The 25,372-nt window shown below is 40.4% G+C and carries 23 protein-coding genes and 5 tRNA genes; 25 read left to right on the forward strand and 3 right to left on the reverse strand.

The genetic code is table 11. The features are described from left to right. Positions 1 to 5: 5 nt before the first annotated feature. The 10 genes from WAE59_RS16935 to WAE59_RS16980 all read left to right on the forward strand — a co-directional run bounded on the left by WAE59_RS16935 (position 6) and on the right by WAE59_RS16980 (position 12,358). Entirely contained in the window at positions 6 to 1,397 is a 1,392-nt protein-coding gene (locus tag WAE59_RS16935; RefSeq protein WP_337857155.1) for a radical SAM protein, read from the forward strand. 1 nt (position 1,398) lies between these two features. After that, a complete protein-coding gene (locus tag WAE59_RS16940; RefSeq protein WP_337857156.1) occupies positions 1,399 to 1,602 on the forward strand; it encodes a hypothetical protein in 204 nt (67 codons plus the stop codon). A gap of 54 nt (positions 1,603 to 1,656) precedes the next feature. Beyond that, a complete protein-coding gene (gene pheT, locus WAE59_RS16945) occupies positions 1,657 to 4,056 on the forward strand; it encodes a phenylalanine--tRNA ligase subunit beta (protein WP_337857157.1) in 2,400 nt (799 codons plus the stop codon). 51 nt (positions 4,057 to 4,107) lie between these two features. Further along, positions 4,108 to 4,398 carry a hypothetical protein gene (locus WAE59_RS16950; protein ID WP_337857158.1) on the forward strand — a complete coding sequence of 97 codons (291 nt, stop codon included), beginning with the start codon at positions 4,108 to 4,110 and terminating at the stop codon, positions 4,396 to 4,398. A 31-nt stretch (positions 4,399 to 4,429) separates the two neighbouring features. Continuing rightward, positions 4,430 to 4,720: a cell division protein ZapA gene (locus WAE59_RS16955; protein WP_337857159.1), complete on the forward strand. Its 291-nt coding sequence runs from the start codon at positions 4,430 to 4,432 to the stop codon at positions 4,718 to 4,720. A gap of 315 nt (positions 4,721 to 5,035) precedes the next feature. Further along, on the forward strand, positions 5,036 to 6,601 hold the full coding sequence (gene rny / locus WAE59_RS16960; RefSeq protein WP_337857160.1) for a ribonuclease Y: 1,566 nt from the start codon (positions 5,036 to 5,038) through the stop codon (positions 6,599 to 6,601). Between the two features lie 92 nt (positions 6,602 to 6,693). Further along, on the forward strand, positions 6,694 to 7,218 hold the full coding sequence (locus WAE59_RS16965) for an Mpo1 family 2-hydroxy fatty acid dioxygenase (RefSeq protein WP_337857161.1): 525 nt from the start codon (positions 6,694 to 6,696) through the stop codon (positions 7,216 to 7,218). Positions 7,219 to 7,331: 113 nt separating this feature from the next. Continuing rightward, complete coding sequence (locus WAE59_RS16970) at positions 7,332 to 10,127, forward strand: TonB-dependent receptor (RefSeq protein WP_337857162.1); 2,796 nt, start codon at positions 7,332 to 7,334, stop codon at positions 10,125 to 10,127. 110 nt (positions 10,128 to 10,237) lie between these two features. Further along, positions 10,238 to 11,671 carry a hypothetical protein gene (locus WAE59_RS16975; protein ID WP_337857163.1) on the forward strand — a complete coding sequence of 478 codons (1,434 nt, stop codon included), beginning with the start codon at positions 10,238 to 10,240 and terminating at the stop codon, positions 11,669 to 11,671. A 147-nt stretch (positions 11,672 to 11,818) separates the two neighbouring features. After that, entirely contained in the window at positions 11,819 to 12,358 is a 540-nt protein-coding gene (locus WAE59_RS16980) for a hypothetical protein (protein WP_337857164.1), read from the forward strand. An 8-nt stretch (positions 12,359 to 12,366) separates the two neighbouring features. On the opposite strand, the gene WAE59_RS16985 is transcribed toward WAE59_RS16980, so the two are convergent. Next, positions 12,367 to 13,566, reverse strand: coding sequence for a hypothetical protein (locus WAE59_RS16985; RefSeq protein WP_337857165.1), 1,200 nt, complete (start codon positions 13,564 to 13,566; stop codon positions 12,367 to 12,369). Between the two features lie 395 nt (positions 13,567 to 13,961). Beyond that, entirely contained in the window at positions 13,962 to 15,713 is a 1,752-nt protein-coding gene (locus tag WAE59_RS16990) for a lysophospholipid acyltransferase family protein (protein ID WP_337857166.1), read from the reverse strand. A 198-nt stretch (positions 15,714 to 15,911) separates the two neighbouring features. Here WAE59_RS16990 and WAE59_RS16995 point away from each other — a divergent pair, with 198 nt between their 5' ends. The 3 genes from WAE59_RS16995 to WAE59_RS17005 all read left to right on the forward strand — a co-directional run bounded on the left by WAE59_RS16995 (position 15,912) and on the right by WAE59_RS17005 (position 18,289). Continuing rightward, the gene (locus WAE59_RS16995) at positions 15,912 to 16,826 is read left to right on the forward strand and encodes a helix-hairpin-helix domain-containing protein (protein ID WP_337857167.1); all 915 of its coding nucleotides are present in this window, start codon (positions 15,912 to 15,914) and stop codon (positions 16,824 to 16,826) included. Further along, complete coding sequence (locus tag WAE59_RS17000) at positions 16,826 to 17,353, forward strand: adenine phosphoribosyltransferase (RefSeq protein ID WP_337857168.1); 528 nt, start codon at positions 16,826 to 16,828, stop codon at positions 17,351 to 17,353. The genes WAE59_RS16995 and WAE59_RS17000 overlap by 1 nt, the downstream gene beginning before the upstream one ends. Positions 17,354 to 17,551: 198 nt before the next feature. After that, on the forward strand, positions 17,552 to 18,289 hold the full coding sequence (locus WAE59_RS17005; protein WP_337857169.1) for a LuxR C-terminal-related transcriptional regulator: 738 nt from the start codon (positions 17,552 to 17,554) through the stop codon (positions 18,287 to 18,289). Here the strand turns inward: WAE59_RS17005 and WAE59_RS17010 are convergent. Next, on the reverse strand, positions 18,286 to 19,332 hold the full coding sequence (locus WAE59_RS17010; protein ID WP_337857170.1) for a hypothetical protein: 1,047 nt from the start codon (positions 19,330 to 19,332) through the stop codon (positions 18,286 to 18,288). The two genes, WAE59_RS17005 and WAE59_RS17010, sit on opposite strands and share 4 nt — an antisense overlap. A gap of 199 nt (positions 19,333 to 19,531) precedes the next feature. Between WAE59_RS17010 and WAE59_RS17015 the strand changes: the two genes are divergently transcribed. From WAE59_RS17015 to nusG, 12 genes are all read left to right on the forward strand, one after another. Further along, entirely contained in the window at positions 19,532 to 20,704 is a 1,173-nt protein-coding gene (locus WAE59_RS17015; RefSeq protein ID WP_337857171.1) for an acyl-CoA dehydrogenase family protein, read from the forward strand. A 187-nt stretch (positions 20,705 to 20,891) separates the two neighbouring features. Next, on the forward strand, positions 20,892 to 21,086 hold the full coding sequence (rpsU, locus tag WAE59_RS17020; protein WP_012781007.1) for a 30S ribosomal protein S21: 195 nt from the start codon (positions 20,892 to 20,894) through the stop codon (positions 21,084 to 21,086). Between the two features lie 193 nt (positions 21,087 to 21,279). Then, positions 21,280 to 22,104, forward strand: coding sequence for a tyrosine-type recombinase/integrase (locus tag WAE59_RS17025; protein WP_443147264.1), 825 nt, complete (start codon positions 21,280 to 21,282; stop codon positions 22,102 to 22,104). A 16-nt stretch (positions 22,105 to 22,120) separates the two neighbouring features. Continuing rightward, positions 22,121 to 22,468 carry a ribosome hibernation-promoting factor, HPF/YfiA family gene (hpf, locus tag WAE59_RS17030; protein ID WP_337857173.1) on the forward strand — a complete coding sequence of 116 codons (348 nt, stop codon included), beginning with the start codon at positions 22,121 to 22,123 and terminating at the stop codon, positions 22,466 to 22,468. A 209-nt stretch (positions 22,469 to 22,677) separates the two neighbouring features. Next, positions 22,678 to 22,750, forward strand: a tRNA-Thr gene (locus WAE59_RS17035). Positions 22,751 to 22,756: 6 nt separating this feature from the next. Continuing rightward, a tRNA-Tyr gene (locus WAE59_RS17040) sits at positions 22,757 to 22,839 on the forward strand. Between the two features lie 10 nt (positions 22,840 to 22,849). Further along, positions 22,850 to 22,922, forward strand: a tRNA-Gly gene (locus tag WAE59_RS17045). Between the two features lie 81 nt (positions 22,923 to 23,003). Next, positions 23,004 to 23,075 (forward strand) — tRNA-Thr (locus tag WAE59_RS17050). 123 nt (positions 23,076 to 23,198) lie between these two features. Beyond that, positions 23,199 to 24,386 (forward strand): elongation factor Tu, encoded by a 1,188-nt coding sequence (gene tuf, locus WAE59_RS17055; protein ID WP_337857174.1) that lies wholly within the window; start codon positions 23,199 to 23,201, stop codon positions 24,384 to 24,386. 126 nt (positions 24,387 to 24,512) lie between these two features. Then, positions 24,513 to 24,583 (forward strand) — tRNA-Trp (locus tag WAE59_RS17060). A 13-nt stretch (positions 24,584 to 24,596) separates the two neighbouring features. Then, a complete protein-coding gene (secE, locus tag WAE59_RS17065) occupies positions 24,597 to 24,794 on the forward strand; it encodes a preprotein translocase subunit SecE (RefSeq protein WP_337857175.1) in 198 nt (65 codons plus the stop codon). 9 nt (positions 24,795 to 24,803) lie between these two features. Continuing rightward, entirely contained in the window at positions 24,804 to 25,346 is a 543-nt protein-coding gene (gene nusG, locus WAE59_RS17070; protein ID WP_337857176.1) for a transcription termination/antitermination protein NusG, read from the forward strand. Positions 25,347 to 25,372 lie beyond the last annotated feature (26 nt).

Below are 25,372 nucleotides of genomic sequence, written 5' to 3' on the forward strand. Positions count from 1 at the left end.
TACTTATGAAAACCAGAGATTACATTTATTACGATTATACCAAAAGCTTATGTCCCGACTGCCTCCACCTTTGTGATGCGAAGATTGTATTTCAGGATGAAAAGGTCTTTATGCTGAAAAATTGCAGAACGCATGGTGATAGTAAGGTGATGATTGCCGATGACGTGGAATATTATAAGCAAATCAGAAATTTCAACAAGCAGTCTGAAATGCCCCTGAAATTTAATACCAAAGTTCATTATGGATGTCCCTACGACTGTGGACTGTGTACCGATCATGAACAGCACTCCTGTCTGACGGTTGTAGAGGTAACAGATCGCTGTAACCTGAGTTGTCCTACCTGTTATGCCATGTCGTCCCCACATTATGGTAGACATCGCACATTAGAGGAGATCGATAAAATGCTGGATGTGATTGTCGCAAATGAAGGAGAACCGGATGTTGTGCAGCTTTCAGGGGGGGAGCCGACAGTACACCCCGATTTTTTCAAGATATTGGATTTAGCCAAGACGAAACCTATCAAGCACCTGATGGTCAATACCAATGGTATCCGTATCGCCAAGGATAAGAGATTTGTAGAACAACTGGCAACTTATATGCCTGATTTTGAAATTTACCTGCAGTTCGATAGCTTTAGTCCTGCGGTTCTTACACAATTGAGAGGTGAAGATCTTACTGAGGTAAGGAAAAAAGCCATTGATCACCTGAATGAGTTTAATGTGAGCACCACCCTGGTAGTTACCCTGCAAAAAGGGCTCAACGACCATGAAATTGGCGATATCCTGGACTATGCTTTGAAGCAGCGCTGTGTGAGAGGAGTTACCTTTCAGCCAACTCAGGTGGCTGGAAGAAACGACAATTATAGCGATCAACAGGGGCGTATTACGCTTACAGAAGTAAGACGGAATATTTATGAGCAATATCCTTTATTTAAGCCAGAAGATCTGATTCCTGTACCTTGTAATCCAGATGCCTTGTGTATGGCCTATGCATTAAAGCTAGATAAAGAAGTAGTACCCATGACTCACCTCATCAATCCCGATGACCTCTTGAACAATTCTAAAAACACGATTGTATTTGAGCACGATGAAAAACTGAAGGAGCATATGCTCAACCTGTTCAGTACTGGTGTTTCTGTAGATTGTGCTGAAGATACTTTTGGAGAGCTCATGTGCTGTCTGCCCAGGGTGCAGTCTGATCATTTGAATTACAATAACTTATTTCGTATCATTATTATGAATTTCATGGATGCGCTGGATTTTGATGTAAGGGCGGTAAAGAAATCATGTGTACATATCGTGAGTGATAAAATGAAGATCATTCCTTTTGAGACCATGAACATTTTTTACAGGGACGGTAAAATTGATGCCATCAGAGAAAAGCTAAATTTCAATTGATATGGAAGGTATACTCGTACTCTCGTTACTGTATTGGATCGCGGTAGGCGCATTGTTTCTGGTGGGAATAGTCAAGCTTCTCGTAGCTATGGGCAATAATACACCGGCAAAACCGGGACTTCAACTGCTCATTATTTCTGTCGTCATGCTGGTGATTGGCTTTGGTGCCTGTGCAGCAATGATGAGTGGATTTAGTGTGAGATAATCGCTTTCGGCTTTCGCCATTAAATAATATCTTTGCATTTTATAAAAAACGAAAATGAAGATATCTTATAACTGGCTGAAACAATTCATACAAACTGACAAAACACCGCAGGAACTCTCATTGATATTGACCAATATCGGTCTGGAGGTGGAAAGCCTGGAGACGGTTCAGCCCGTTGCCGGCGGATTGGAAGGCTTGGTGATCGGCCATGTTCTGAGTTGCATACAGCATCCCAATGCCGACAGACTTAGGGTAACGACTGTAAACGTGGGAGGAGAGGCTACTTTGCAGATTGTTTGTGGCGCGCCAAATGTAGCTGAAGGACAGAAAGTTGTAGTAGCTACGGTAGGGACAACGGTATATCCGAATGAAGGCGAGCCTTTTAAAATCAATAAATCAAAAATCCGCGGTGAAGTTTCAGAGGGAATGATCTGTGCTGAAGATGAGATCGGTTTGGGTATATCCCATGATGGTATCCTGGTATTGCCGGAAGATACCTTGGTCGGGACTACAGCCAAAGATTATTTCAAACTGGAAGACGATTACCTGTTCGAGATTGGATTAACACCAAACCGTGCAGATGCAGCTTCGCATCTGGGCGTAGCCAGAGATTTGGCCGCCTACTTCCGTACAGGAATTACGATGCCAGACATTAGTGGTTTTGCGCCGGTCAATGAAAGCCTGAATATTGCGGTTAGCGTAGAAGATGCAGAAGCTTGTCCAAGGTACAGCAGTGTAAGCATTTCTGGCGTTACTGTAAAAGCTTCGCCAGATTGGTTGCAGGATAAATTGAAAGTGATCGGTATCAGGCCAATTAATAACATCGTTGACATTACCAATTATGTTTTGCACGATCTTGGTCAGCCATTGCATGCTTTTGATGCAGACCAGATTAAAGGTGGAAAAGTAATCGTGAAGAAATGTGCTGAGGGTACACCTTTTGTGACTTTAGACGGTGTGGAACGTAAACTGGCAGCCGAAGATCTGATGATCTGTAATGCTGAAGAGCCGATGTGCATCGCGGGCGTTTTTGGTGGTATTCAATCCGGAGTATCTGATGCAACCACCAATATATTTTTAGAAAGCGCTTATTTTAATTCCGTCTCTGTACGTAAAACTTCCAAGAAACACGGTTTGAAGACCGATGCTTCTTTCCGTTTCGAACGCGGTACAGATCCTGAGATGACAGTAGTGGCTTTGAAGAGAGCAGCGTTGCTGATCCAGGAATTAGCAGGCGGTACAATTTCTTCTGCTGTTTCAGATATTTATCCCACACCTGTACAAGCATTTGATGTAGCTGTGAGTTATAATAATATCAATAAACTGATCGGCGCTAATATTGCTGATAGCGAAATTAAAGCCATCATTGTGGCTTTAGGTATCGAGGTATTAAAAGAAACTGAGGACGGACTGAATTTGAAAGTACCTAGTTTCAAAGTAGACGTGACTCGTGAATGTGACGTTACTGAGGAAGTGTTGAGAATCTATGGATACAACAATATTGAAATCCCGAGTAAAGTAAATGCTTCTTTGTCTTACAGCAACAAGCCGGACCGTGAGCAAACGCAGCATGTAATTGCGGATATGCTGACTGCCAACGGCTTTCTGGAGATCTGGTGTAATTCTTTGACCAAAGGCGCTTATTCCAAAAATCCTGAGGAAGCTGTACAGATTTTGAATCCATTGAGTTCAGATCTGAACGTGATGCGTCAGGAATTGCTGATGCCGGCGTTAGAAAGTGTAGCGTATAACCAAAACCGTAAGAATCCGGACATTAAGTTTTATGAATTTGGTAAAACCTATCACCTGATTGGGGGGAAATATGTGGAGCGCCCACGTTTGTTGGTGTTGCTTTCCGGAGCGAACCAGTCGGAGCAGTGGAACCACAAGCAAAGCCCTGTGAGTTTTTATAATTTGAAAGCAGCAGTAGACGCTGTGATCGGCAGATTGGGTATCGCAAATTACCAATCGGAGGAGATCAACGACGAGCGCTTCGCTTTTGGTTTGAAATACTTCAGGGGCGATAAAGTAATTGTGAGCTTTGGTGCGGCCACTACAGTAGATAAGAAGAAAGCAGATGTGGATAAAGAGGTTTACTATGCAGATTTCGATTGGGCCTTGTTACTGGACATCGTAAGAAAGAACAAGATCATAAATAAGGACGTTCCTAAGTATCCATCAGTAAGGAGGGATCTGTCGATGTTGGTAGATACAGAAGTGACCTTTGAACAGTTGAAGTCGATCGCTTTCAAGACCGAAAAGAAACTGATCAAGAATGTGCAGGTATTTGATGTCTACGTGGGCGACAAATTGCCGGAAGGTAAAAAATCTTATGCTTTAAACTTCACACTTCAGGATGAGGAACAAACATTGACGGATAAACAAATTGATTCCGTTATGCAAAAGATTATATATAACTTAGCGCAGACAGCCAAGGCAGAGATCAGAAAATAGATCGATGTCCTGTCTTTTACAAATAAATAAGTACTTAATAAATATTTTTCAATGTCTTCTGTTGCCGATCAGTTAAACTCAGTATTGCAAAAAACAGCCCGCCTGATCGAGCTTTGCAATGCTTTACAGGAAGAAAATGATCTGCTAAAGCTTGAGAATCAATCTGTAAAAACGGCACTTGAAGGTTCGAAAAGTAAGAATGCAGATTTGGAAGAAAAGATGAGGGTGTTGAAGCTGGCGAAAAGTATTGAGGGTACAAGTGAAAAGACACTTGATATAAAGCAAAAAATTAACGATTTTGTGCGTGAAATAGATAAGTGTGTAGTACTGCTTAAGAAATAAGCAGTTTAGGACAGTGAAACAAAGCTAAGAAATGGGAGAAATCTCGATAAAAATAACTATTTCCGACCGCATCTATCCTCTGAAGGTAAATACGGAAGAGGAAGAAATTGTAAGGCGGGCGGCGAAGATCATCAATGAGCGTATAAAGGACTATCAGGAAAATTATGCGGTCAGAGATAAACAGGATTTGCTTTCTATGGCAGTGTTGCATTATGCAACGGCAGTGCTGAGGGTAGAAAACAAGGTTCAGGATCAGGATACCGCGGTGGCTGAGAAGGTGGAAGAGTTGGATAGTTTATTAAACGGGTTTTTCTCCAGATAGGAGCGTTCTTTATAATTAGTAAAAAAAATACAACAAAGATATAGCCGCAGCTAGATTTTTGAGTTTCACTATTTTTAAAACTTAACACTTCAATATTTATAGGATTGAGAGGGTGTATTTCATCTGCATTCGTTGCACCTGAAAATGACTTAAATCCTAATTATGCTAACGTTGAGGTTTTGAACATGAGGGGCTCAGAGATTTAGTTGCGGTTTTTTTATTACACAGATTTTAACAATGAAGCAGCATGCATGAGCTATTTCATTTTACCAAATAACAGAAGATTGGCTCATGCAAGCTTATATATAAAACAGAATGGAAATATTAGGATATGTACTCGCCGGTTTAGTAATCGGCGCAGTGATCGGTGTAGTGATCGGAAGGTACTTGCTCAGGAGCCTGTTTAAAACACAGGAGGTCGCTGTACAAAATAAAGTGAAAAAGATCCTTAAGGATGCAGAGACGAATGCTGAGATCATGAAAAAAGATCGGATGCTGGAAGCGAAAGAGAAATTCCTTCAGATGAAATCTGAGCATGAACAAGAGGTGAACTCTAAAAACAACCAGATCAACCAGCGTGAGAACTCTTTGAAACAAAAAGAACAGTCGCTGAACCAGAAATTGGAAAATGCTACACGTAAGGATCAGGAACTGGACAACCAGAAAAAGAACCTCGAGAAGCAGACTGAGATTGCTGTGAAAAAACAAGAAGAAGTAGAAGTGCTGAAGAATCAGCATGTGAAACAACTGGAGACCATTGCAGGGCTGAGTGCTGAAGAGGCGAAAAGTCAACTGGTAGAAAACATGAAGCAGGAAGCCCGTACGCAGGCAATGATACAAGTGAAGGATATCGTTGATGAGGCCAAACTGACCGCAACTAAAGAAGCTAAAAAAGTGGTTATTCAGACCATTCAACGTACTGCTGTAGAGGCTGCTATCGAGAATACAGTTTCCATCTTCCATATTGAAAGTGACGAGATCAAAGGTCGCGTTATCGGTAGGGAAGGACGTAACATTCGTGCATTAGAGGCTGCTACAGGCATCGAGATCATCGTAGATGATACTCCTGAGGCGATCATTCTCTCAGGTTTTGACCCGGTAAGGAGGGAGATAGCCCGTTTGGCACTGCATCGTTTGGTGACGGACGGACGTATCCACCCGGCGCGTATTGAAGAAGTGGTAGCTAAAACCAAGAAACAGATTGAAGATGAGATCGTAGAGATTGGCGAGCGTACAGTAATCGACTTGGGTATTCATGGTCTGCACCCTGAACTGATCAGGATGGTGGGACGTATGCGTTACCGTTCATCTTACGGACAGAACCTACTGCATCACTCCCGTGAGGTGGCCAATTTCTGTGCGACTATGGCGGCAGAGTTGGGCCTGAATGCTAAAATGGCGAAAAGAGCAGGTCTCCTGCACGATATAGGTAAGGTTCCAGATGACAATCCGGAATTGCCACACGCGATCCTTGGAATGCAATTGGCAGAAAAATATAAGGAGCATCCGGAAATTTGTAATGCGATTGGCGCCCACCACGATGAGATCGAGATGACTTCGATGATCTCTCCGATTGTTCAGGCCTGTGATGCCATTTCAGGCGCACGCCCAGGTGCAAGGCGTGAGGTAGTGGAAAGTTACATCAAGCGTTTGAAAGAACTTGAAGAGCTTGCTTTATCTTATCCTGGTGTAGAGAAAACCTTTGCGATCCAGGCAGGTAGGGAATTAAGGGTAGTGGTAGAGAGTGAAAGGGTAACTGATCAGCAGGCAGAATTGTTGGCTGCAGATATCTCTAACCGCATCCAGACTGAAATGACTTATCCAGGTCAGATCAAAGTAACGGTAATCAGGGAAACCAGATCGGTCGCATTTGCGAAATAAAGATGAGCTGCTTGCAGCACTCAAAGTATATCAGTGAAAGCGGTGGATTATTCCATCGCTTTTTTTATTTTTACGTGGTAAACCAATATGAAATGAAGCAACAGCAGAATAAAGGAGCGAAGGCAGCGCCGAAGAAAGAGGTGGATGTGCTTTTTGATAAGTACGCGGAAAGTCATCAAAACCCTTCTAATGAGCTGATCCATTGGGTCTGTGTGCCGTTGATTGTATTCAGTTTACTGGGACTGGTCTGGGCGATTCCTTTCCCGCGTTTTGCTTTTTTGGGAAAGTATGCCGATTACCTGAACTGGGCATCCTTCCTGATCGCTTTTGCAGTGTATTACTATTACCGTCTTTCGCCGGTGATGTCTTATATGATGCTGATCCTGATTTGTATCATGAGCTTTGGCATTGTATCAATAGAGCAATGGGCTAACAGTGGAGGACCGGCTATGTGGTTGGTCTTCACCCTGATATTTGTACTCGCCTGGATCGGTCAATTCATTGGTCATAAAATTGAAGGTAAAAAGCCTTCGTTTTTGGATGATGTTAAGTTCTTGTTAATCGGTCCAATCTGGTTATTGCATTTTATTTGCAAAAAAGCGGGCATAAGGTATTGATTAAAATGGCTATTAACATATTATTAACATTGACATAAGATAATGGTAATTCACATCTAACATATACCTAACATTGTGGTAATAGCTTTGCTGGAAATTAATATACAGCAAAATTGAAATCACAACTAAATCTCAAGAAGGCAATTTTTACATTCTTATTTGTAATTATTGGCGTAGCAGTATTTGCTCAGACGGGCAAAATTTCTGGTAAGGTATCAGATAAAAAAACAGGCGAGACACTGATCGGCGTAACTGTTAAGATCAAAAATACAACAAGAGGTATTGCAACAGACGTAAACGGGAAGTACTCTTTAGTCGGACTTGCCAACGGAAAGTATACATTGGTTTTCCAATACGTTGGTTACGAAGGTAAGGAAATCAGTGATGTAGAAGTAACGGGTGGTAAAAACACCATATTTGACATCGTGTTGGATGAAGCGGGAGGGCAGAAGCTGAACGAAGTTGTAATTAAAGGCTCTTTTAAAAAGGAGAGTGTGAATGCTTTATATGCAGCTCAAAAGAACAGTGCAGTGATCTCTGATGGTGTATCATCGGAAACGATCAAACGTTCGCCTGATAGAAATACCTCTGATGTATTGAAGCGTGTGAGTGGTGCTACTGTTCAGGATAATAAATTTGTAGTAATCCGTGGTTTAAGTGATCGTTACAATACTGCACTACTTGATGGAGCGGCGCTTCCAAGTACGGAGCCCAATAGGAAAGCTTTCTCATTTGATATTGTACCTTCAAATTTGGTGGATAACCTGGTAATCAGTAAAACCGCTACACCAGATTTGCCGGGAGATTTTACAGGAGGAGCGATTCAGATTGTTACCAAAGATATTCCTGACCATAACTTTATTTCAGTTGGAATCGGTGCTGGTTATAATACTGCATCTACATTTAAGGATTTTAAAAGCGGTGTAAGAAATGCAACAGATTATTTTGCATTTGATAATGGTGATAAGGGCTTGCCTACTAATTTTCCGTCAAGAAACAGAATTATTGGAGGGACAATGACCCCGGAACAGGGCATCTCTGCCATGAGAAAGCTGTCGTCAGATTGGAAAACCTATAATAATACAGCACTTCCTACTCAGAATTATCAGTTTACTTTAGGAAGGGTTAAAGATTTTAAAAACAATAATAAATTCGGAGCTTTATTTTCTCTCACCTACAGGAATGCCCAAACCATAGGTAGTGATGTGATCCGTGATTATGTGAACTTTGATTATCATGATGATATCTATAAGTTCTCCACCAATCTGGGCGCTCTTGCAAATTTTGCCTACACATACGGAAAAAGCAAAATTACTTTCAAGAATATTTATAATAGAACTTATGATGATCAATATTTAACCAGAAATGGATTCAATAGTGATCGAAACCGCGATATCAAATTTTATGCTTTCGATTTGATGCAAAAAGCGCTCTTTAAATCTACAATTGAGGGTACTCATGCTCTAGGAGAAAAGAATGCTAAGATAAACTGGTCATTAAGCTATGCGAACATTTTGAATGATCAGCCAGATCAAAAGAAGATCGGTTATCAGAGAGATCCGTCGAATATGGGTACGGAAAACTATTTGTACGTTGCCCAGACTGACGCAGTCAACAAAGAAAATTCGAGGTTGTTCTCCAAACTAAATGAAGATAATTTTAGTGGAGGATTGAACTATACATTGCCGGTAAAAATGTTTGGTCAGACATCTACATTTAAGACTGGTTTAAATTCAATATATCGTAAACGTAGTTTCGATGCGAGGTTTATAGGCTTCCAGGCCAATAATTCAGCGCCAGATGCAGATCAGATCAAAACAAGGCCTTTGAGCACATTGTACGGTAGGGACGCGATTAATAGTGGAGCCTACTTTTTGAATGACATTACTTTGGATGCTGATAGCTATGAAGCTACAGCGTTGACGAATGCGGGATATCTAATGTTAGATAACAAATTGGGAGAAAAGTCCAGATTGGTATGGGGTGTCAGGGTTGAGCAATTTAATGTAGTGTTGGATGCAAAAGTGGCAACTCCTCAGACATCAGTGGATGACAACTATGTTGATGTATTACCTTCAGTAAATTACACCTACAGCCTGACTCCAAAAATTAATTTGAGAGCTTCTTATTACCGCACTTTAGCAAGACCTGAATTCAGGGAATTGGCATCGGCTTCTATTTATGACTATGAACTATTGGCATTTCAACAAGGAAATCCTGAATTGAAAGAAGCCAAGATAGATAATGCAGATATTCGATTTGAATTTTATCCAGAAGCAGGACAAGTTATTTCAGTGTCAGGTTTTTATAAGAAATTCAATAATGCGATCGAGTCATTTAATAATGATGGGGGCTCTACGAGAACTATAACTTATGTAAATACCGACAAAGTCAATGTATATGGAATAGAGTTGGAGTTTCGTAAAAATTTAGGTTTCATTTCGCAAACTGATTTCTTAAAGAAAACTACATTTTATACCAATGTATCTGTTATAAAATCAAATGTAGAAACCAATAATACAGGACTCAACTTACTGGATACCAAAAGACCAATGGTTGGACAGGCTCCGTATATCATCAATGCTGGCTTGCAGCACAGTTTCTTAGGTGATAAGTTGAACTTTAATGCACTTTACAATAGGATAGGGAGAAAGCTAAATGTAGCTGGAGGCGTTCTGTTCCCTGCAATATGGGAGGCACCAAGAAATGTTGTCGATTTGCAATTGGCACTTAAGGTCATTAAAAATAAAGGTGAGTTGAAGTTCAATGCTGGAGATATTTTAAATAACCGCATTACTCAATATTACGACAGGGATCTTAATAAAAACTATGAAAGATCAAAAGATGAAACTATCAGCAGTTACAAGCCAGGAGGTAACTACTCGTTGTCATTCTCTTATAATTTTTAATGTTAACTAATCACACAAAATAATCTTAATTATTAACAACATCTTAATGGTTTGTTAATTGATGAGTTACATCAAGATCACACCTTTGAGGAAGTAAAACAAAAAACAAAATGAAAAAACAATTATTACTTTGCGCAATGAGCGTATTGGTTTTTTTAGCAAGTTGCTCGAAAAGTACTGATGACGAAGAGATTAATCCAACCTTACCTTCAAACACCGTAGAAGTATCTGGTGATGTGACTGCCAGCACAACATGGACTGCAGATAAGATCTATCTATTAAAAGGTAATGTTTTTGTAACAGGAAATGCTACATTAACTATCCAGCCAGGAACAATCATTAAAGGTGACAAAACAACCAAAGGAGCTTTGGTAATTACAAGAGGGGCTAAAATTATGGCCGTTGGTACTCCTGATAAGCCAATTGTGTTTACTTCAAGTATTGCTGCAGGTGCCCGTAAAGAAGGTGACTGGGGTGGTGTAATCTTGTTAGGTAAAGCTCAAAATAACATTGGTACATCAGTGTCAATTGAAGGTATTTCCGATGCAACTGATAAAGCTAAACATGGTGGTACAGATAATGCTGATAATTCTGGTAGCATGAAATATGTACGTATTGAGTATGCTGGTATTGCTTTAGGTCCAGATAACGAAATCAACGGCTTAACTTTTGGTTCAGTAGGTTCTGGTACTACAATTGACTATATCGAGGTTTATCGTTCAGGAGATGATGCTTTTGAATGGTTTGGTGGTTCTGTAAACTGCTCACATTTATTGGCAATCGATTCATGGGATGATGATTTTGATACGGACAATGGTTTCTCTGGCAAAATCCAATTTGGTTTAGCTCAGCGTTTGGCTGTAACTGCTGACGTTTCTGGATCTAACGGTTTCGAATCTGATAACGATGCTTCAGGTAGTAACAATACACCGCAAACATCTGCTGTATTCTCTAACATGACTATTTTGGGTCCAGTAGGTTCAGGTGGTAGCAGCGTTAATGCTAACTTCCAACACGGAGCACAAATTCGTCGTAATTCAGCAATCAGTATATTAAACTCTGTATTTATTGGTTATACTGAAGGTATTTTCTACGACGATGCATTACCTGCTTCTCCAGCTACTGCAAATTCTTCTGCTAATTTAGTTGCTGGAAGATCAGTTTTTGCAAACAACTTGATTTATAACAGTAATGGTAAATCAAATCAAATTAAAGCTACAGGTACTGCTTTAGCTACAGTTAGTCCATTGTTGATTGCACCTACTAACACGTTTGAACCTACACTGCTTTGGGGTGCTCTTTTAACAGATCCTTACAAATATTCAGCAGATTTAGTTGCTACTGCAAGAGTTGGTACACCTAACTTCACTGTAGTTGCAAATTCTGCAGCTGCTTCCGGCGCTTCATTTACAAACGCTAAATTGGCTTCAGGTTTCACATCAGTTGCTTACAAAGGTGCTTTCGGTTCTGAAAACTGGGCTGCTGGATGGGCTCACTTTGATCCTCAATCACTAGCTTACACTACTCCAGGTGCTGTAAAATAATTTTTGCAATAAATTTATAAAATGGCCATTGAGTATCGCTCAATGGCCATTTTTTTTGCGTGTTATTCTTAACATAAACTTAATGTGGGCGCTGTAGCGTAGCATAGCTTTCATTCGTATTAGTCAGTATACCATAAACTTGGAAAAATGAAAACAATTAAAGTTCCACTATTTTACTTATTTGTACTTTTAATGATTGGGGGCGTTTCCTGCAGGAAAGACCGACCAGTGCAAGAACAGCCAATTGATGAAAGCAATTTGACCGATTGTCCGGCAAATGCAACCTGTCAGTACCTCTTTACTGAAAATGTAGACTTGAATCCCAATTCTTTCAGCGCACCGCAGCAAGGTCGCTATCGATTGTTTTGGGCGGAAGCAAAACAGGCGGAATCTACCATGTCCGTTTATGTGAAGGCAGCTATGGAAGGCACTAAATTTGAACTGACGAAGGCTGATGTTTTGGCTGAGCGTGTATTGCTTTACAGATCATGCCCGACTTGTATGATGATCCCTTTTAAAGTTGTTGATGGATACGCTAAAGGAGTTAATATGACGCCAGAAAAGCCGGCTGATCAGACAAAATGGTTGTTGGAGATCAAGTTGGTGATTCGCTATGAGGGGACCTCAATGGCAGATGAAACTGTATTTATTAAACAGTACTTCCATCCTAATTTTGTTTATAATTAAATGGGAACTCAATGCGCAGGGTTATAGGCATACACCACTTTGTAAGGTATATTCTTTAAATTAGCGGAAAGCTGCCCTATTCCCAGGTTTTCTTTTTGAGGAGTAGGTTCGCAAACAGAATAGACCTTGCCATTGTACATAATCGGCGTGCCTACCGGTTTATCAAATTGAACTGCCATGGTAATATGTGTTGGATATAACAATGCGATCATGGGCAGGTTGTAAATTTCCTTCACAAGATAGAAAAACAGTGCTGCACGATCATCACAATCACTGTATTTGGAGAAAAGCGTCTCTTCTGGTGAGAGACGCTTTTCCTTTCCAAAATTATCCTCATCATTTTCATACAGAAATGCATACCTGGTAAAACGCATTAAATAATCTATCCCCCGCTTTTGATTCATCTTGCTCACATTTTTCTTTAGTAAGGGAATCAACGAACCATAGGTTTCTTTACTCAAAGGAATGTTGAAGTAGTAGGAAAAATCGACACCAGGATAGTTGGCGAATATGGCTTCCACTTCCGGATTAAGTTTGATATCGAAGTGATAGACTTTGTGCTTGTAACTGAATTCTATCTTTTTATCCGCATAACTTTCCGGCTTAAAATCAGGCATTCTTGTCACTTTGTAAGAAAAAGACCTGTTGGCTTCGGGAATATTTAACATATCGTAGGGTGGAACCGCGTTTAGATTTGCTTTCGCGTAGTCGTGGTAGTTGAGACACATGTATTTTTTGCCCTTGAACATGAGGAAGGGAATATCTGAGATGTCCTCGTCATTATATACGTAGAAGATGATTCTATTGTCAGCTATAGTCAGTCTTGCATCGTAGCCTGACTTACCGAGCAAGAACCATTTGTAAAAAGTGTAGCGCTCGTAGTTATCTTTCTTGGGGCTGATGGCCTGAGCCGTTTTACGAATGAGTTGGTAATACAACCAATCGTTTAGTTCATGACTTTTCTTATATGCCAGTAGACTATCTATGATACGTGCGTATTTGCCTGCATTTGCTTTTTTGTAGCTGGCCTTGATATAGTCTTCAGACAACATCTTCGGAAAGCCAACTATAATAGAAGAATCTACTTCAATGTTAAAGGTCTGATTGTAGAATTCAAAGCTGGTGTTAAAGCTCTCCTGACCTTTCAAAAGCGAAGGGGAAATCATGAGTAAAACCCATGTACCGTATATTTTTAGCAAACGGCCCATACTTGATTCGATTAATTAATGATTTGGTAATACTAAATATACGTAAAACTAACATTGGGGGTGTATTAAGTTTTTCGAGATTCCCGGGAAACTTAACATTAATTTAATCGGACTTCGATACCCTCTTGTTAACCGTACTACTGTGATATCCAATAACTACCAACTTCCTTCCAATCTCTTACCACAGGGACTGGTAGAGACTGGTAGCATACTAGTAGGATAGTGGTAGGAAACTAGTACAATTGATAAGCCATATACTGGCATGATAACTTATACTTAACTGGCATTTAATATGGCGCATTTACCTTTGTATTATAAATATTTGGTTAGTATTTATATACGTTTAGGTTTAGTTGATAACGAAAAGCCCCGATGGATGTCGGGGCTTTTCGCTTTTAAAAATTCTTACCAATCTTCTCCAGCATTTCAGCCGGGATGTTTTGGGTGTCTACCAGGAGGAATCCATCCAGGCAGTCAGAAAATTTGGGGTCTATATTGAAGCAAATGATCTTTGCATTCAGGTTCATGTACTGTCTTAATAAGACTGGAATTTTGATGTGTGAGTTTTCAATGTCTGAAATCAGACTGTCCAGGTCTTTTAAGGATTCACTGCTCTCGATCAGCAGGTCTTTATCAATCGCTGAAAGATCTGCTTTGAACTTGTTCTTCGGTTTTACATAAGCTGCGAGATCGTAATCAAAATGATTTTTAGTGATGTAATTGACGATCAGAGACTTTGAAAACTTAGAGAAATTGTTGCTAATGCTCACTGGACCAAACATATAACGGTATTGCGGATTGTCCAGCAAGTATTTGAGGATGCCCTTCCATAAAAGGAATAACGGTAATGGCTTTTGCTGATACTCCTTACGGATCCATGAACGTCCGAGTTCGATGCCTTTTCTGAGAATAGGATAGAAAGGTTCTTTAATCTTAAACAATTCGGAAATATAAAAACCCCTGCGCCCCATGGTGTTCAGAATCTCATCGCCTTTGCCAATCCGGTAAGCACCAACGATGTTTTGAAGTTCTTTGTCCCAAATGAACAGGTGATTATAGTAAATGTCGTAATTGTCCAGGTCGATCTTCTTATTTGTGCCCTCGCCAACTTCTCTGAAAGTGATTTCCCTTAAGCGACCGATTTCCCGTAGGATGTGAGGGATGGTAGAAGTAGGCGTAATGTATACTTCATAGTTTTTTTCCTGCCATACCCGGAAACTTTCCAATTGACTAACTTCCTCTACAATAAGATTGCGGTCTGTTTCCTCAATCACTGATTCTGGTTTTTTCTTAATCTTAAACAGATTAATAGGATTGAACAGTTTTTTTTCCTCTTCTAAGCCAGTACCAAGCGCATAGGTACGGGCCCTTAAAAAGTCAAGCAATTTGTTGGTATTATTGCGATAGGAAATATCTTCTATATGGATGGGTTTGCCTATCCGTACTTTTATTTTTAAACCTTGCTTGTTGAGGAATTCTGAAGGGAGCTTGGCCGTTCTGAGTGTAGGGTGGATGAAGCTCAGGATATTGAAGAGCACACCATTATTTCCGTGGAAATAAATAGGCACTACCGGAAGTTTGGCCCTGGCAATCAATTTACCTACTACGGGATGCCATAGCTTATCTGTGATCTCCTGTTTATCTAAACTGAAGGTAGATACCTCTCCTGCAGGAAAAATGCCAATGGGTACGCCGCTTTGTAACAAATCGAAGGTTGCTTTCAACCCGCTGATGCTGGAAGAATGCTGTATGTTTTCGAATGGGTTGACTGCAACGAAGAATTCGCTGAGGTTAGGTATTTTTTTGAGGATGAAATTCACCATCACTTTGGCTTCGGGTCTCACTGTGCAAAGTAGTTTTACCAATGCCAGACCTTCTACACCGCCGTAGGGATGATTTGCAATGGCGATGAAGCCACCGGTTTTGGGAATGTTTTTCAAATCATCTTCATCAAAATCAATGCTTACTCCAATGGTCTCCAATATTTTGTCGACAAACTCTAAGCCATTGAAATGCTGATTCTGAGAGAAAACTTTATTGATGTCATTGAGTTTCATCATCTCCATGAGTAAAGCTGCAAGGCCGGGGACACCCAGTTTATCGATTTTTGTAGCTTTTGCAAACTCTTGGGTAGTTATGATCTTCATTTAAATGCGTGGTTAGTAAATTAAAATCCAATCTCAAAAGTAAGGTTTATATTTTTCATACGTTTAAATTTGTTGTCATTTGTCCCAAAACTGACAGAACTACTGTTGTAAATTATGGTGAACGGATTATGGTGAACGGATTTCGTTTTTGATTATTGGAATTTGGTCATTGAGAAATAAGTAGGCTAGATTCGCTCTATGAAGAAATGGCTCATTCATCAATTTGCCTTGAGCAAAGGCGAATTTAACGGCTTACTTGTTTTGGTTCTGATCATTTTATTTTTGAAACTGTTGCCGAGGCTGCATGCTTTTTGGAATACTGAGGATACAGAAAACCACGCTAAGGAAAAGGCCTTATATACTTTGCATCTAAATGAAATGAAGCAGTCCGGATCTACTGCAACACGAGAATTTGTTGAATTGAAAAAGGAGACGAGAATAGCGACCAGGCGATTTTATTTTGACCCCAATACCCTCAGCCTTCAGGGCTGGCAGCAATTGGGACTTTCCCAGAGGCAGGCTTTGTCGCTGCTTAAATATATAGCTAAGGGCGGGCAATTTAGGAAGGCTCAGGATCTTCAAAAGATGTATACCATCAGTGATGAGCTGTATCAGCAGATTGCGCCTTATGTTAGGATAATGCCTATGGCAGAACAAAAAGGTCTTGAATTGGGAGCTTATAAACCGGGTAGGAAAATCAGTAGATCCGAGCTAAAATTGGTATCACTCAATACCGCGGATAGTGCTGCGTTGGTGGAGGTGTCGGGGATAGGTCCTGCCTTTGCACGTCGGATTCTAAAATACCGGGAGCGCCTCGGTGGTTTTTATAGAAAGGAACAATTACTGGAAGTTTATGGATTAGATTCTATTAAATATGAAGAGATCAGCTCACAATTGATAATAACGCCGGATCAGCTGAGAAAGATCAACATTAACACTGCCGCATTGGAAGATTTTAAAAATCATCCATACATCCGATATAAACAGATAAATGCGCTGATACAATATAGAAAACAACATGGAAATTATAGTAATATTGCAGACCTAAACAAAGTTGCCATTCTGGATGCAGAAACCATTGAACGACTGGCACCTTACCTTAATTTTGAGTGATGATAGCAACTAAAATAAAACAAAGTGTACGGGACGTACGAGATTTTCCGAAAGCAGGGATTATTTTCAAAGACATCACCCCTATATTGAAAGATCCATCGCTCTGCGATGAGATTGTCACGGAGCTGGCATTGCAACTCAAAGGACTGGATATTGATGTAATAGCTGGTATAGAAAGTCGCGGATTTTTATTTGGTCCAGCCCTTGCACGCTTGATGGGTTTACCCTTTGTGCCCATTCGCAAGGCAGGAAAATTACCTTATAAGACGGTAAGGGAGTCTTATGAGCTGGAATATGGGACTGCGACAATCGAATGCCATGAAGATGCGGTATTTCAGGGGCAACGGATACTCATTCATGACGACCTGCTGGCAACTGGCGGGACTGTAGTGGCTGCTTCTAAACTGGTGCGGCAGCTCGGTGCAGAGGTCGCAGGTTATTCTTTTATCATCTCTCTGGATTTTCTAAATGGAAAGAAACGCTTGATCCCCTTTTCAGATCGGGTTTTTGCACTTGCTGCTTATTAAATAAGCTGATTGAGACCGGCTAATTGATATATGCACAGTAGAAACAATATTATAGCAATGATTTTTAAAATAAGTACTGAAAAACGGATGGTCATGTTTACAAGGGTGACTAAATTATTTTAAATTTGTTGCAAATCTAGTGCTGTTTTCGAGTTTAGTCAACTGTGAAAACACGCAGTATTCAAAAGCGGAGAGAAAATGACAGCTAATAAGAACTTTGGGGAATATTCAAGGAATTTCATCACAGCTATTCCTGCGGATTTGGAGAGTGAGCAGGCTAAGTACTTTAGGCAGACGATACCCAGGTTTCCAGATGAGGCCATTTATATTTATTCTTTCAAAGAAAATCGCATGATCTTCGCTAATGGCTGGGAAGAAGTATTAGGTTATAAGGATGATGAAATCAATATGTTGGCCATCGTCAATATGTCGGCACCCGAATTTGCACCCTTTTCGCATGATCTGAACGACAAAGCTTTGAAATTTATTCATGGTAAATCTAAGAGTCTTGAGGAGTATAGCTTTACGATAGAGTTGAAAAAGATCCACAAGAACGGTGCACATGTACCCATGATTGTAAGGGTTGGAATATTTAGTTCAGAGAATGGCCGGATTGAGTCTATCATTGGCCGTTTTCAGATCAACAGGAATTTAATTTTCGGAAAGATCATGCGTTATGCTGCATATGGTCCGGAGAAGGAAAAATTTGAAGAAGAATTGAACAAAGTACTGTTCCATCACCTGGCGATCTCCAATAAAGAAAAAGAAGCACTCTCACTAGTTGCAAAGGGTTATTCCTTTAAGGAAATTGCCCATGAACTAAACGTTTCACATTCTGCAATCGAAAAAAGAATTATTCCTTTATATAAGCGTTTTGACGTCAAGAGCCTGACCCACCTGGTGAGTTTTGCGTACGACAATAATATCCTGCCTTAGTCTAGGTTAATGGTGGTGATGTGGGATTTAGGAATCCCAATCTGCTGCAATAGGCTTTCCCATTTTTCTTCCAGCAGGTTTGTGGGATCATCGCTTCCCATGACCCAAATGATGTTCTTTTCCCTTATATGTTTGATGTTGTCTGATCCGCAATCTACATTGTTCAGTAATTCATAGAAAAGAGCTGTAGTGATAATGTCTCCTTTTACCGGCCTGCCAGGGTTGATGTCGTCAATGACCAACAGGTTGCAGTTTCGCCACGACCAAAGTTGATTCAATTGGGACTGAGATGGATTGCGCTCAAAAAATAGGCTGAGTAATTTGACTGCGGTAATATAACTGCAACAATTGCTCTTGATAGATGCTTCTGTAGCGATACCAACAGAAAGGGAAGTTTTTCCACTGCCACGGGAGCCGAAAATGAGCATGTGTCTGCCCAGCTGGTTCGCATCCATGTCCAGGAAACGATGTACGGCCTCTTTATGTTCAGGTTTGATGTTTTGGTTCCACTGACTGAGGCGAAGCTGAAAAGGATATTCTGCATTTTGCAAGTACATTTTTGTCGTATACCAATAATATGCTGGGTAGCTTACGAGAATGAGCATTCCAATCAGTGTATAGAGCATTTCAGTATGGTAACCGCAGATCAGGCTCGCCGCGAGGGCACCCATGCCGAAATACATAAGGTCAGTAAGGGTATCGAAGGTGAGGTTTCTCCAGGAAGGGCTGAAAGTATATTCGCCTTTATTGAGTGCTTTTCGCTTTGTTGTAGTTTTAAGCAATAATGGTCCGAGAAAATTGTAAGCCTCGAACAATATCCAGGCAGACCATACACCTATAGAAGCCCAAAGTTCGGGGTAGGCAATATTCGGATTTGAGCGGATAAAATGATAGATGACAATGGTAGGGATGAAACCCAGGGAAAAATGCCCAAACTGGTTGGCAAGCCAGGAATAGGTGAGGGTTACTCCCCGGTAGGCATCTTTTCCAATCAGGTCGTTTTTTAACTGCGTGATGATCGCCTTCCTGTTGATATAAGTCATGAGTCTGCGTTGTTTAAGCTGAATTTGGGGACTAAGCTAAAAAAAAATAAAAAAACTTTTCAAGTGTATTTGACTGCCTAAAATGAGGGCACGGCATTAATGAACTGAATACCATTTCGTTCTATCAAATGAGGGGTTTTCTGAAGGTGATGGAGTGATTTTATTTCATTAACATTGTCCGCATTCAAACAATAAATCTATGTTAGAAACAATGGATAGTTCTGTAGGATACAGTTTTAGTACCTCAGAAAATCAAGAGATGATCAAAGCCATGGTGCGGGATTTTGCTGAAAAACACATCCGGCCGAATGTGATGGAATGGGACGAAGCCCAATATTTTCCATTGCCTGTCTTCAAAGCGCTGGGCGAATTGGGACTAATGGGGGTATTGGTGCCCGAGAATTATGGAGGATCAGGATTCGGATACCAGGAGTATGTGGATGTCATTGTTGAAGTGGCACGTGTATGTGGCTCTATCGGCTTGTCGGTCGCGGCACACAATTCGCTGTGTACGGGTCATATTCTTGCCTTTGCCAATGATGTGCAGAAGGAAAAATGGTTACCGAAACTCGCCAGTGCAGAATGGATCGGTGCCTGGGGACTCACAGAGGCGAATACTGGTTCGGATGCTTTGAGGATGATGACTACAGCGGTATTAGATGGAGATGAATATGTGATCAATGGTGCAAAAAACTGGATTACGCATGGTAAGACGGGTGATGTGGCTGTAGTGATGGTAAGGACGGGAGAAAAAGGTGATTCCAAAGGTATTTCTGCTATAGTTGTAGAAAGAGGTACAGCTGGCTTTTCGGCGGGAAAGAAAGAAAATAAGTTGGGGATGCGGGCTTCTGAAACTACAGAGATGATTTTCGACAATTGCAGGGTGCCTAAGGAGAATTTATTGGGTGAAGAAGGTGAAGGATTTAAACAGGCAATGAAGGTGCTGGACGGAGGGAGGATATCTATAGCAGCTTTGTCATTGGGTATAGCGAAGGGCGCTTATGAAGCAGCATTAGCTTATGCTAAAGAGCGGCATCAGTTTGGTCAGCCGATAGCTAGTTTTCAGGGCATCAGCTTCAAGCTTGCAGACATGGCAACAGAGATAGAAGCTGCTGAACTGTTGATCAGGCAAGCTGCGGATCTGAAGAACCGTGGATTGCCGATGACCAAAGAGTCTGCGATGGCGAAATACTTCGCATCGGAAGTGGCGGTCAGGGTCTCTACAGATGCAGTACAGATCTTTGGTGGGTATGGTTATACTAAGGATTTTCCGGTAGAAAAATTCTACCGCGACAGCAAATTATGTACAATCGGAGAAGGAACTTCAGAGATTCAGAAAATAGTTATTGCAAGAGAAGTTTTAAAAGATTAAATTAGTAGTGCAAAAAAATAAAAACATATTCTAACCAAATATATCAACTGTAAAATCCGGCATTCAAAAGGTGCCGGATTTTTATATTAACTGCTTTATTTTGATTAATTTAAAATATTGTTTTGATTGTCAAATCTAAGCCTTATCTTTGCAGTCCTAAAAACAACGAGAGGAGGTATTTTACGTTATGATCATTATCAATATTAAAGACGGCGAATCATTGGATAAAGCCCTTAAGCGTTTCAAGAAGAAATTCGAGAAAACAGGTGTGTTGAGAGAACTACGCAGTCGTCAAGCATACGAAAAGAAATCTGTTGCTCGTCGTACGCAAGTGAAACACGCAATTTACAAGCAAAATATGCAATTGGAAGGAACTATATAGTTCTGACAATCTACATTATAGATTTTGAAGCGTCATTGATCACCATCAATGGCGCTTTTTTATTATTAAAATAATAAGAAATTGTTAAATATTGTTTTGTATATTCACTTATCGAGCAATACAAATAGTTTCTATGGCTGTTGACCAATTTTTAACATATCTCCAACACGAGAAGCGTTATTCTCCGCACACCTTGCAGTCTTACAGAGCCGATCTGATTCAGTTTAAGGATTTCATGATTGTCAACTACGAGCTTTCTTTAGAAGAGTTGAAGCCTGTACACGTAAGGGATTTTATGGTTTGGCTGATGGAAAGCGGGGCTTCAGAAAGTTCGGTTGGGAGAAAATTATCGACGCTCCGTAGTTTTTATAAATATTTGTTGAAAGAAGGCCGGGTAACACAGAATCCCATTTCGACCATCAAAGCACCCAAGATTCCTAAAGCATTACCAGTTTTTATAGAGGATCAGAAACTTGACCTGTTGCTGGATTCGCCGGAGATCTTTGACGATAGTTTCGCTTCTGTGAGAGATAAGCTGATCATTGAGGTCTTATTTGGCACGGGGATGAGGTTAGCAGAGCTTTTATCATTGAAAGCGACAGATGTCGATTTTTATGCCAACAGCGTAAAGGTAGTGGGGAAACGGAGCAAAGAAAGGATTATTCCGATAACTGAATCGCTTACTGGAGAGCTGAAGAAATACATTGAATTGAAATCATTGCAGAATTTTAATAACAAAAGCGGGGTTTTGTTCGTTACAGATAAAGGAGCAGATGCTTATGCGAAGCAAATTTACCGCACAGTCGGTCGTTATTTGACGTACATTTCAACACAAGAAAAGAAAAGTCCACATGTGCTCCGCCATTCCTATGCAACGAGTTTATTGAATAGGGGGGCAGATTTAAATGCGATTAAAGAATTATTGGGGCATGCCAGTCTCGCCGCGACCCAGGTTTATACCCACAATTCAGTAGAAAGACTAAAAACTATATATAAACAAGCCCATCCAAAGGCATAAAAAAGAGGAGGAAAATATGAAAATTACAGTTCAATCGATCCATTTCAATGCAGACCAAAAGTTATTAGACTTCATTCAGAAGAAAGTAGATAAGTTAGATCAGTTTTTTGACCAGATTATTAGTGGGGAGGTCTATTTAAAATTGGAAAATGTAGACGATGAGGCGAACAAAATCAGTGAGATTAAGCTGATCGTTCCTGGGGGGACCATGTTTGCAAAAGAGCAATGTAAATCCTTTGAAGAGGCTACGGATTTGGCTATCGAATCCTTAAGGAAACAAATAACTAAACATAAAGACAAAACTCGTGTAAAATTAAGCGAACACAAAGCGCTTTTGAATGCTAATGAAGTGTCTGATTACTAGGAGAGTACTTTTTCTGGTTTTTAATATTGAAATTGGCGGGACTAAATCCCGTCAATTTTTTTTTAAAATAATTTTGGATCGTATTTAAATTCGTGTACATTTGCATTCCGTTTCAGAGAGGGCGTTAGTCCAACACTAAAAACGGAAAGTTCTATGAAAGATTAATATTATAAAAATTCGTTGCCTTTTTTCGGTGATGAACGATATAAGCCTCCTTAGCTCAGCTGGTAGAGCAACTGACTTGTAATCAGTAGGTCATTGGTTCGATTCCGATAGGAGGCTCTTTTTGGGGAGATACCAGAGTGGCCAAATGGGACAGACTGTAACTCTGTTGTCGCGAGACTTCGAAGGTTCGAATCCTTCTCTCCCCACAAAAAAGAAGCGGAAGTAGCTCAGTTGGTAGAGCGATAGCCTTCCAAGCTATAGGTCGCGAGTTCGAACCTCGTCTTCCGCTCAAAAATGGAAAAAGGTGGGCAATCGGCACTTTAAAAAGATTTCAGCTTAGGTTGAATGTGATTGCAGGCTGAGATTAAAAGCCGAAGTAGCTCAGCGGTAGAGCACTTCCTTGGTAAGGAAGAGGTCGTGGGTTCAAGTCCCATCTTTGGCTCAAAAAAAATAAAGAAGAAGCTTTGTTGAACCTGATTAAGCTCAGTTGGACAAGGTTTTTTGTATTGAATTGTATCAAAACAATAAATAAATAAAAAGTTAACCTACTAATAAGTATAAAAACATGGCAAAAGAAAAGTTTGACCGCAGCAAGCCGCACTTAAACATCGGCACAATCGGTCACGTTGACCACGGTAAAACAACCTTAACAGCAGCTATCACTAAAGTGTTATCTGATGCTGGTTTATCTGAGGCGCGTTCATTTGATTCAATTGACTCTGCTCCAGAGGAAAAAGAAAGAGGTATCACTATTAACACAGCACACGTTGAGTATTCAACAGCTAACCGTCACTATGCACACGTTGACTGTCCAGGTCACGCGGATTACGTGAAAAACATGGTTACTGGTGCTGCGCAAATGGATGGAGCTATCATCGTTGTAGCTGCTACAGATGGTCCGATGCCACAAACTCGCGAGCACATTCTATTGGCTCGTCAGGTAGGTGTTCCTTCATTGGTTGTATTCATGAATAAAGTGGATATGGTTGATGATCCTGAATTGTTAGAATTAGTAGAAATGGAAGTTCGTGAATTGTTATCATTCTATGAATTCCCTGGTGATGATATCCCTGTTATTCAAGGTTCAGCTCTTGGTGGCTTGAACGGTGATGCTAAATGGGTTGCTAAAATCATGGAATTGATGGATGCTGTTGATAGCTACATTCCAATTCCTCCACGTTTGACTGACCTTCCATTCTTGATGCCTGTTGAGGACGTATTCTCGATCACTGGTCGTGGTACTGTTGCAACTGGTCGTATCGAGCGTGGTGTGATCAACTCTGGTGATCCAGTTGAGATCTTGGGTATGGGTGCAGAAAATCTTAAATCAACTGTAACAGGTGTTGAGATGTTCCGTAAAATCCTTGATTATGGTGAAGCAGGTGATAACGTAGGTTTATTGTTGCGTGGTATTGAGAAAACTGATATCCGTCGTGGTATGGTTATCTGTAAACCAGCTTCTGTAACTCCTCACACTGATTTCAAAGCTGAGATCTATGTATTATCAAAAGCAGAAGGTGGACGTCACACTCCATTCTTTAACAAATACCGTCCACAATTCTATTTCCGTACCACAGACGTAACTGGTGAGATCTCACTGGCTGAAGGAACTGAAATGGTAATGCCTGGTGATAACGTTACGATCACTGTTAAATTGATCAACGCTATTGCAATGGAAAAAGGTCTACGTTTCGCTATCCGTGAAGGTGGTAGAACAGTAGGTGCTGGTCAGGTAACTGAAATTTTAAAATAGTTCTTCGATTCTCGAAAGAGATATCAGACAGTTTGAAATAATGAAGCAAAGTACTCAGGCTTCAATTGCTTGAGTACTTTGTTATCTAAACCTGATTGTAGTCTTTTAAAGACATTATCAAAATACACGGGAATAGTTCAATGGTAGAATAGAGGTCTCCAAAACCTTTGATCAGGGTTCGAATCCTTGTTCCCGTGCAAAAAAATAATTATGGCTAAAGTAGTTCAATTTGTTAAAGAATCGTATGAAGAAATGACCCAGAAGGTTACCTGGCCTACATGGGGAGAATTGCAAAATTCTGCTATATTGGTTTTGGTAGCTTCACTTATTATTGCATTAGTTGTTTTTGCAATGGATAAGGGATCTACTTTTGTATTGGATACTTTTTATAAATCACTTTCTAATTAATAGAGCTAAATGAACGATCAGTTGAAATGGTATGTGGTTAGAGCTGTTAGCGGTAAAGAAAAAAAGGTAAAACAGTACATCGATTCTGAAATTAGCCGTTTAGGATTTTCACATTTGGTGCCACAGGTATTGATCCCAATGGAGAAATATTACCAGATGAAGGATGGAAAAAAGATTGCTAAGGAGCGCAACTTTTATCCAGGATATGTTTTGATTGAAGCTACCCTGGATGGAGAATTGGAACACATTATTAAGAACATTAATAGTGTGATTGGCTTTTTAGGGGACAAGGGAGGAAACCCGGTTCCTATGCGTCAGGCAGAAGTTAACCGCATTTTAGGTAAAGTCGATGAGATGAGCCAGCAAAGTGAAACGATGAACGTGGCTTACTATGTAGGCGAAAACGTGAAGGTCATGGACGGTCCGTTCAATGGATTCACCGGCGTGATTGAAGAGGTTAACGAAGAGAAAAAGAAATTGAAGGTTATGGTTAAGATTTTCGGAAGAAAAACTCCTTTGGAGCTTAACTATATGCAAGTAGAAAAAGAGTAGATAAAGACCTTAAATGTTACATGCTT

It is taken from the genome of Pedobacter sp. GR22-6, assembly GCF_037402555.1.
In the GTDB taxonomy this organism is placed as follows: domain Bacteria; phylum Bacteroidota; class Bacteroidia; order Sphingobacteriales; family Sphingobacteriaceae; genus Pedobacter.

Coding starts and splice junctions, on each gene's coding strand:
- WAE59_RS16965 (WP_337857161.1), top strand. CDS start 6,694: ATGAAGCAACAGCAGAATAAAGGAGCGAAGGCAGCGCCGAAGAAAGAG.
- WAE59_RS17000 (WP_337857168.1), top strand. CDS start 16,826: ATGATAGCAACTAAAATAAAACAAAGTGTACGGGACGTACGAGATTTT.
- pheT (WP_337857157.1), top strand. CDS start 1,657: ATGAAGATATCTTATAACTGGCTGAAACAATTCATACAAACTGACAAA.
- WAE59_RS16940 (WP_337857156.1), top strand. CDS start 1,399: ATGGAAGGTATACTCGTACTCTCGTTACTGTATTGGATCGCGGTAGGC.
- nusG (WP_337857176.1), top strand. CDS start 24,804: ATGAACGATCAGTTGAAATGGTATGTGGTTAGAGCTGTTAGCGGTAAA.
- WAE59_RS16990 (WP_337857166.1), bottom strand. CDS start 15,713: ATGAAGATCATAACTACCCAAGAGTTTGCAAAAGCTACAAAAATCGAT.
- WAE59_RS17005 (WP_337857169.1), top strand. CDS start 17,552: ATGACAGCTAATAAGAACTTTGGGGAATATTCAAGGAATTTCATCACA.
- WAE59_RS16950 (WP_337857158.1), top strand. CDS start 4,108: ATGTCTTCTGTTGCCGATCAGTTAAACTCAGTATTGCAAAAAACAGCC.
- hpf (WP_337857173.1), top strand. CDS start 22,121: ATGAAAATTACAGTTCAATCGATCCATTTCAATGCAGACCAAAAGTTA.
- WAE59_RS17015 (WP_337857171.1), top strand. CDS start 19,532: ATGTTAGAAACAATGGATAGTTCTGTAGGATACAGTTTTAGTACCTCA.
- rny (WP_337857160.1), top strand. CDS start 5,036: ATGGAAATATTAGGATATGTACTCGCCGGTTTAGTAATCGGCGCAGTG.
- WAE59_RS16955 (WP_337857159.1), top strand. CDS start 4,430: ATGGGAGAAATCTCGATAAAAATAACTATTTCCGACCGCATCTATCCT.
- WAE59_RS16975 (WP_337857163.1), top strand. CDS start 10,238: ATGAAAAAACAATTATTACTTTGCGCAATGAGCGTATTGGTTTTTTTA.
- secE (WP_337857175.1), top strand. CDS start 24,597: ATGGCTAAAGTAGTTCAATTTGTTAAAGAATCGTATGAAGAAATGACC.
- tuf (WP_337857174.1), top strand. CDS start 23,199: ATGGCAAAAGAAAAGTTTGACCGCAGCAAGCCGCACTTAAACATCGGC.
- WAE59_RS16980 (WP_337857164.1), top strand. CDS start 11,819: ATGAAAACAATTAAAGTTCCACTATTTTACTTATTTGTACTTTTAATG.
- WAE59_RS17010 (WP_337857170.1), bottom strand. CDS start 19,332: ATGACTTATATCAACAGGAAGGCGATCATCACGCAGTTAAAAAACGAC.
- WAE59_RS16985 (WP_337857165.1), bottom strand. CDS start 13,566: ATGGGCCGTTTGCTAAAAATATACGGTACATGGGTTTTACTCATGATT.
- WAE59_RS16935 (WP_337857155.1), top strand. CDS start 6: ATGAAAACCAGAGATTACATTTATTACGATTATACCAAAAGCTTATGT.
- rpsU (WP_012781007.1), top strand. CDS start 20,892: ATGATCATTATCAATATTAAAGACGGCGAATCATTGGATAAAGCCCTT.
- WAE59_RS16995 (WP_337857167.1), top strand. CDS start 15,912: ATGAAGAAATGGCTCATTCATCAATTTGCCTTGAGCAAAGGCGAATTT.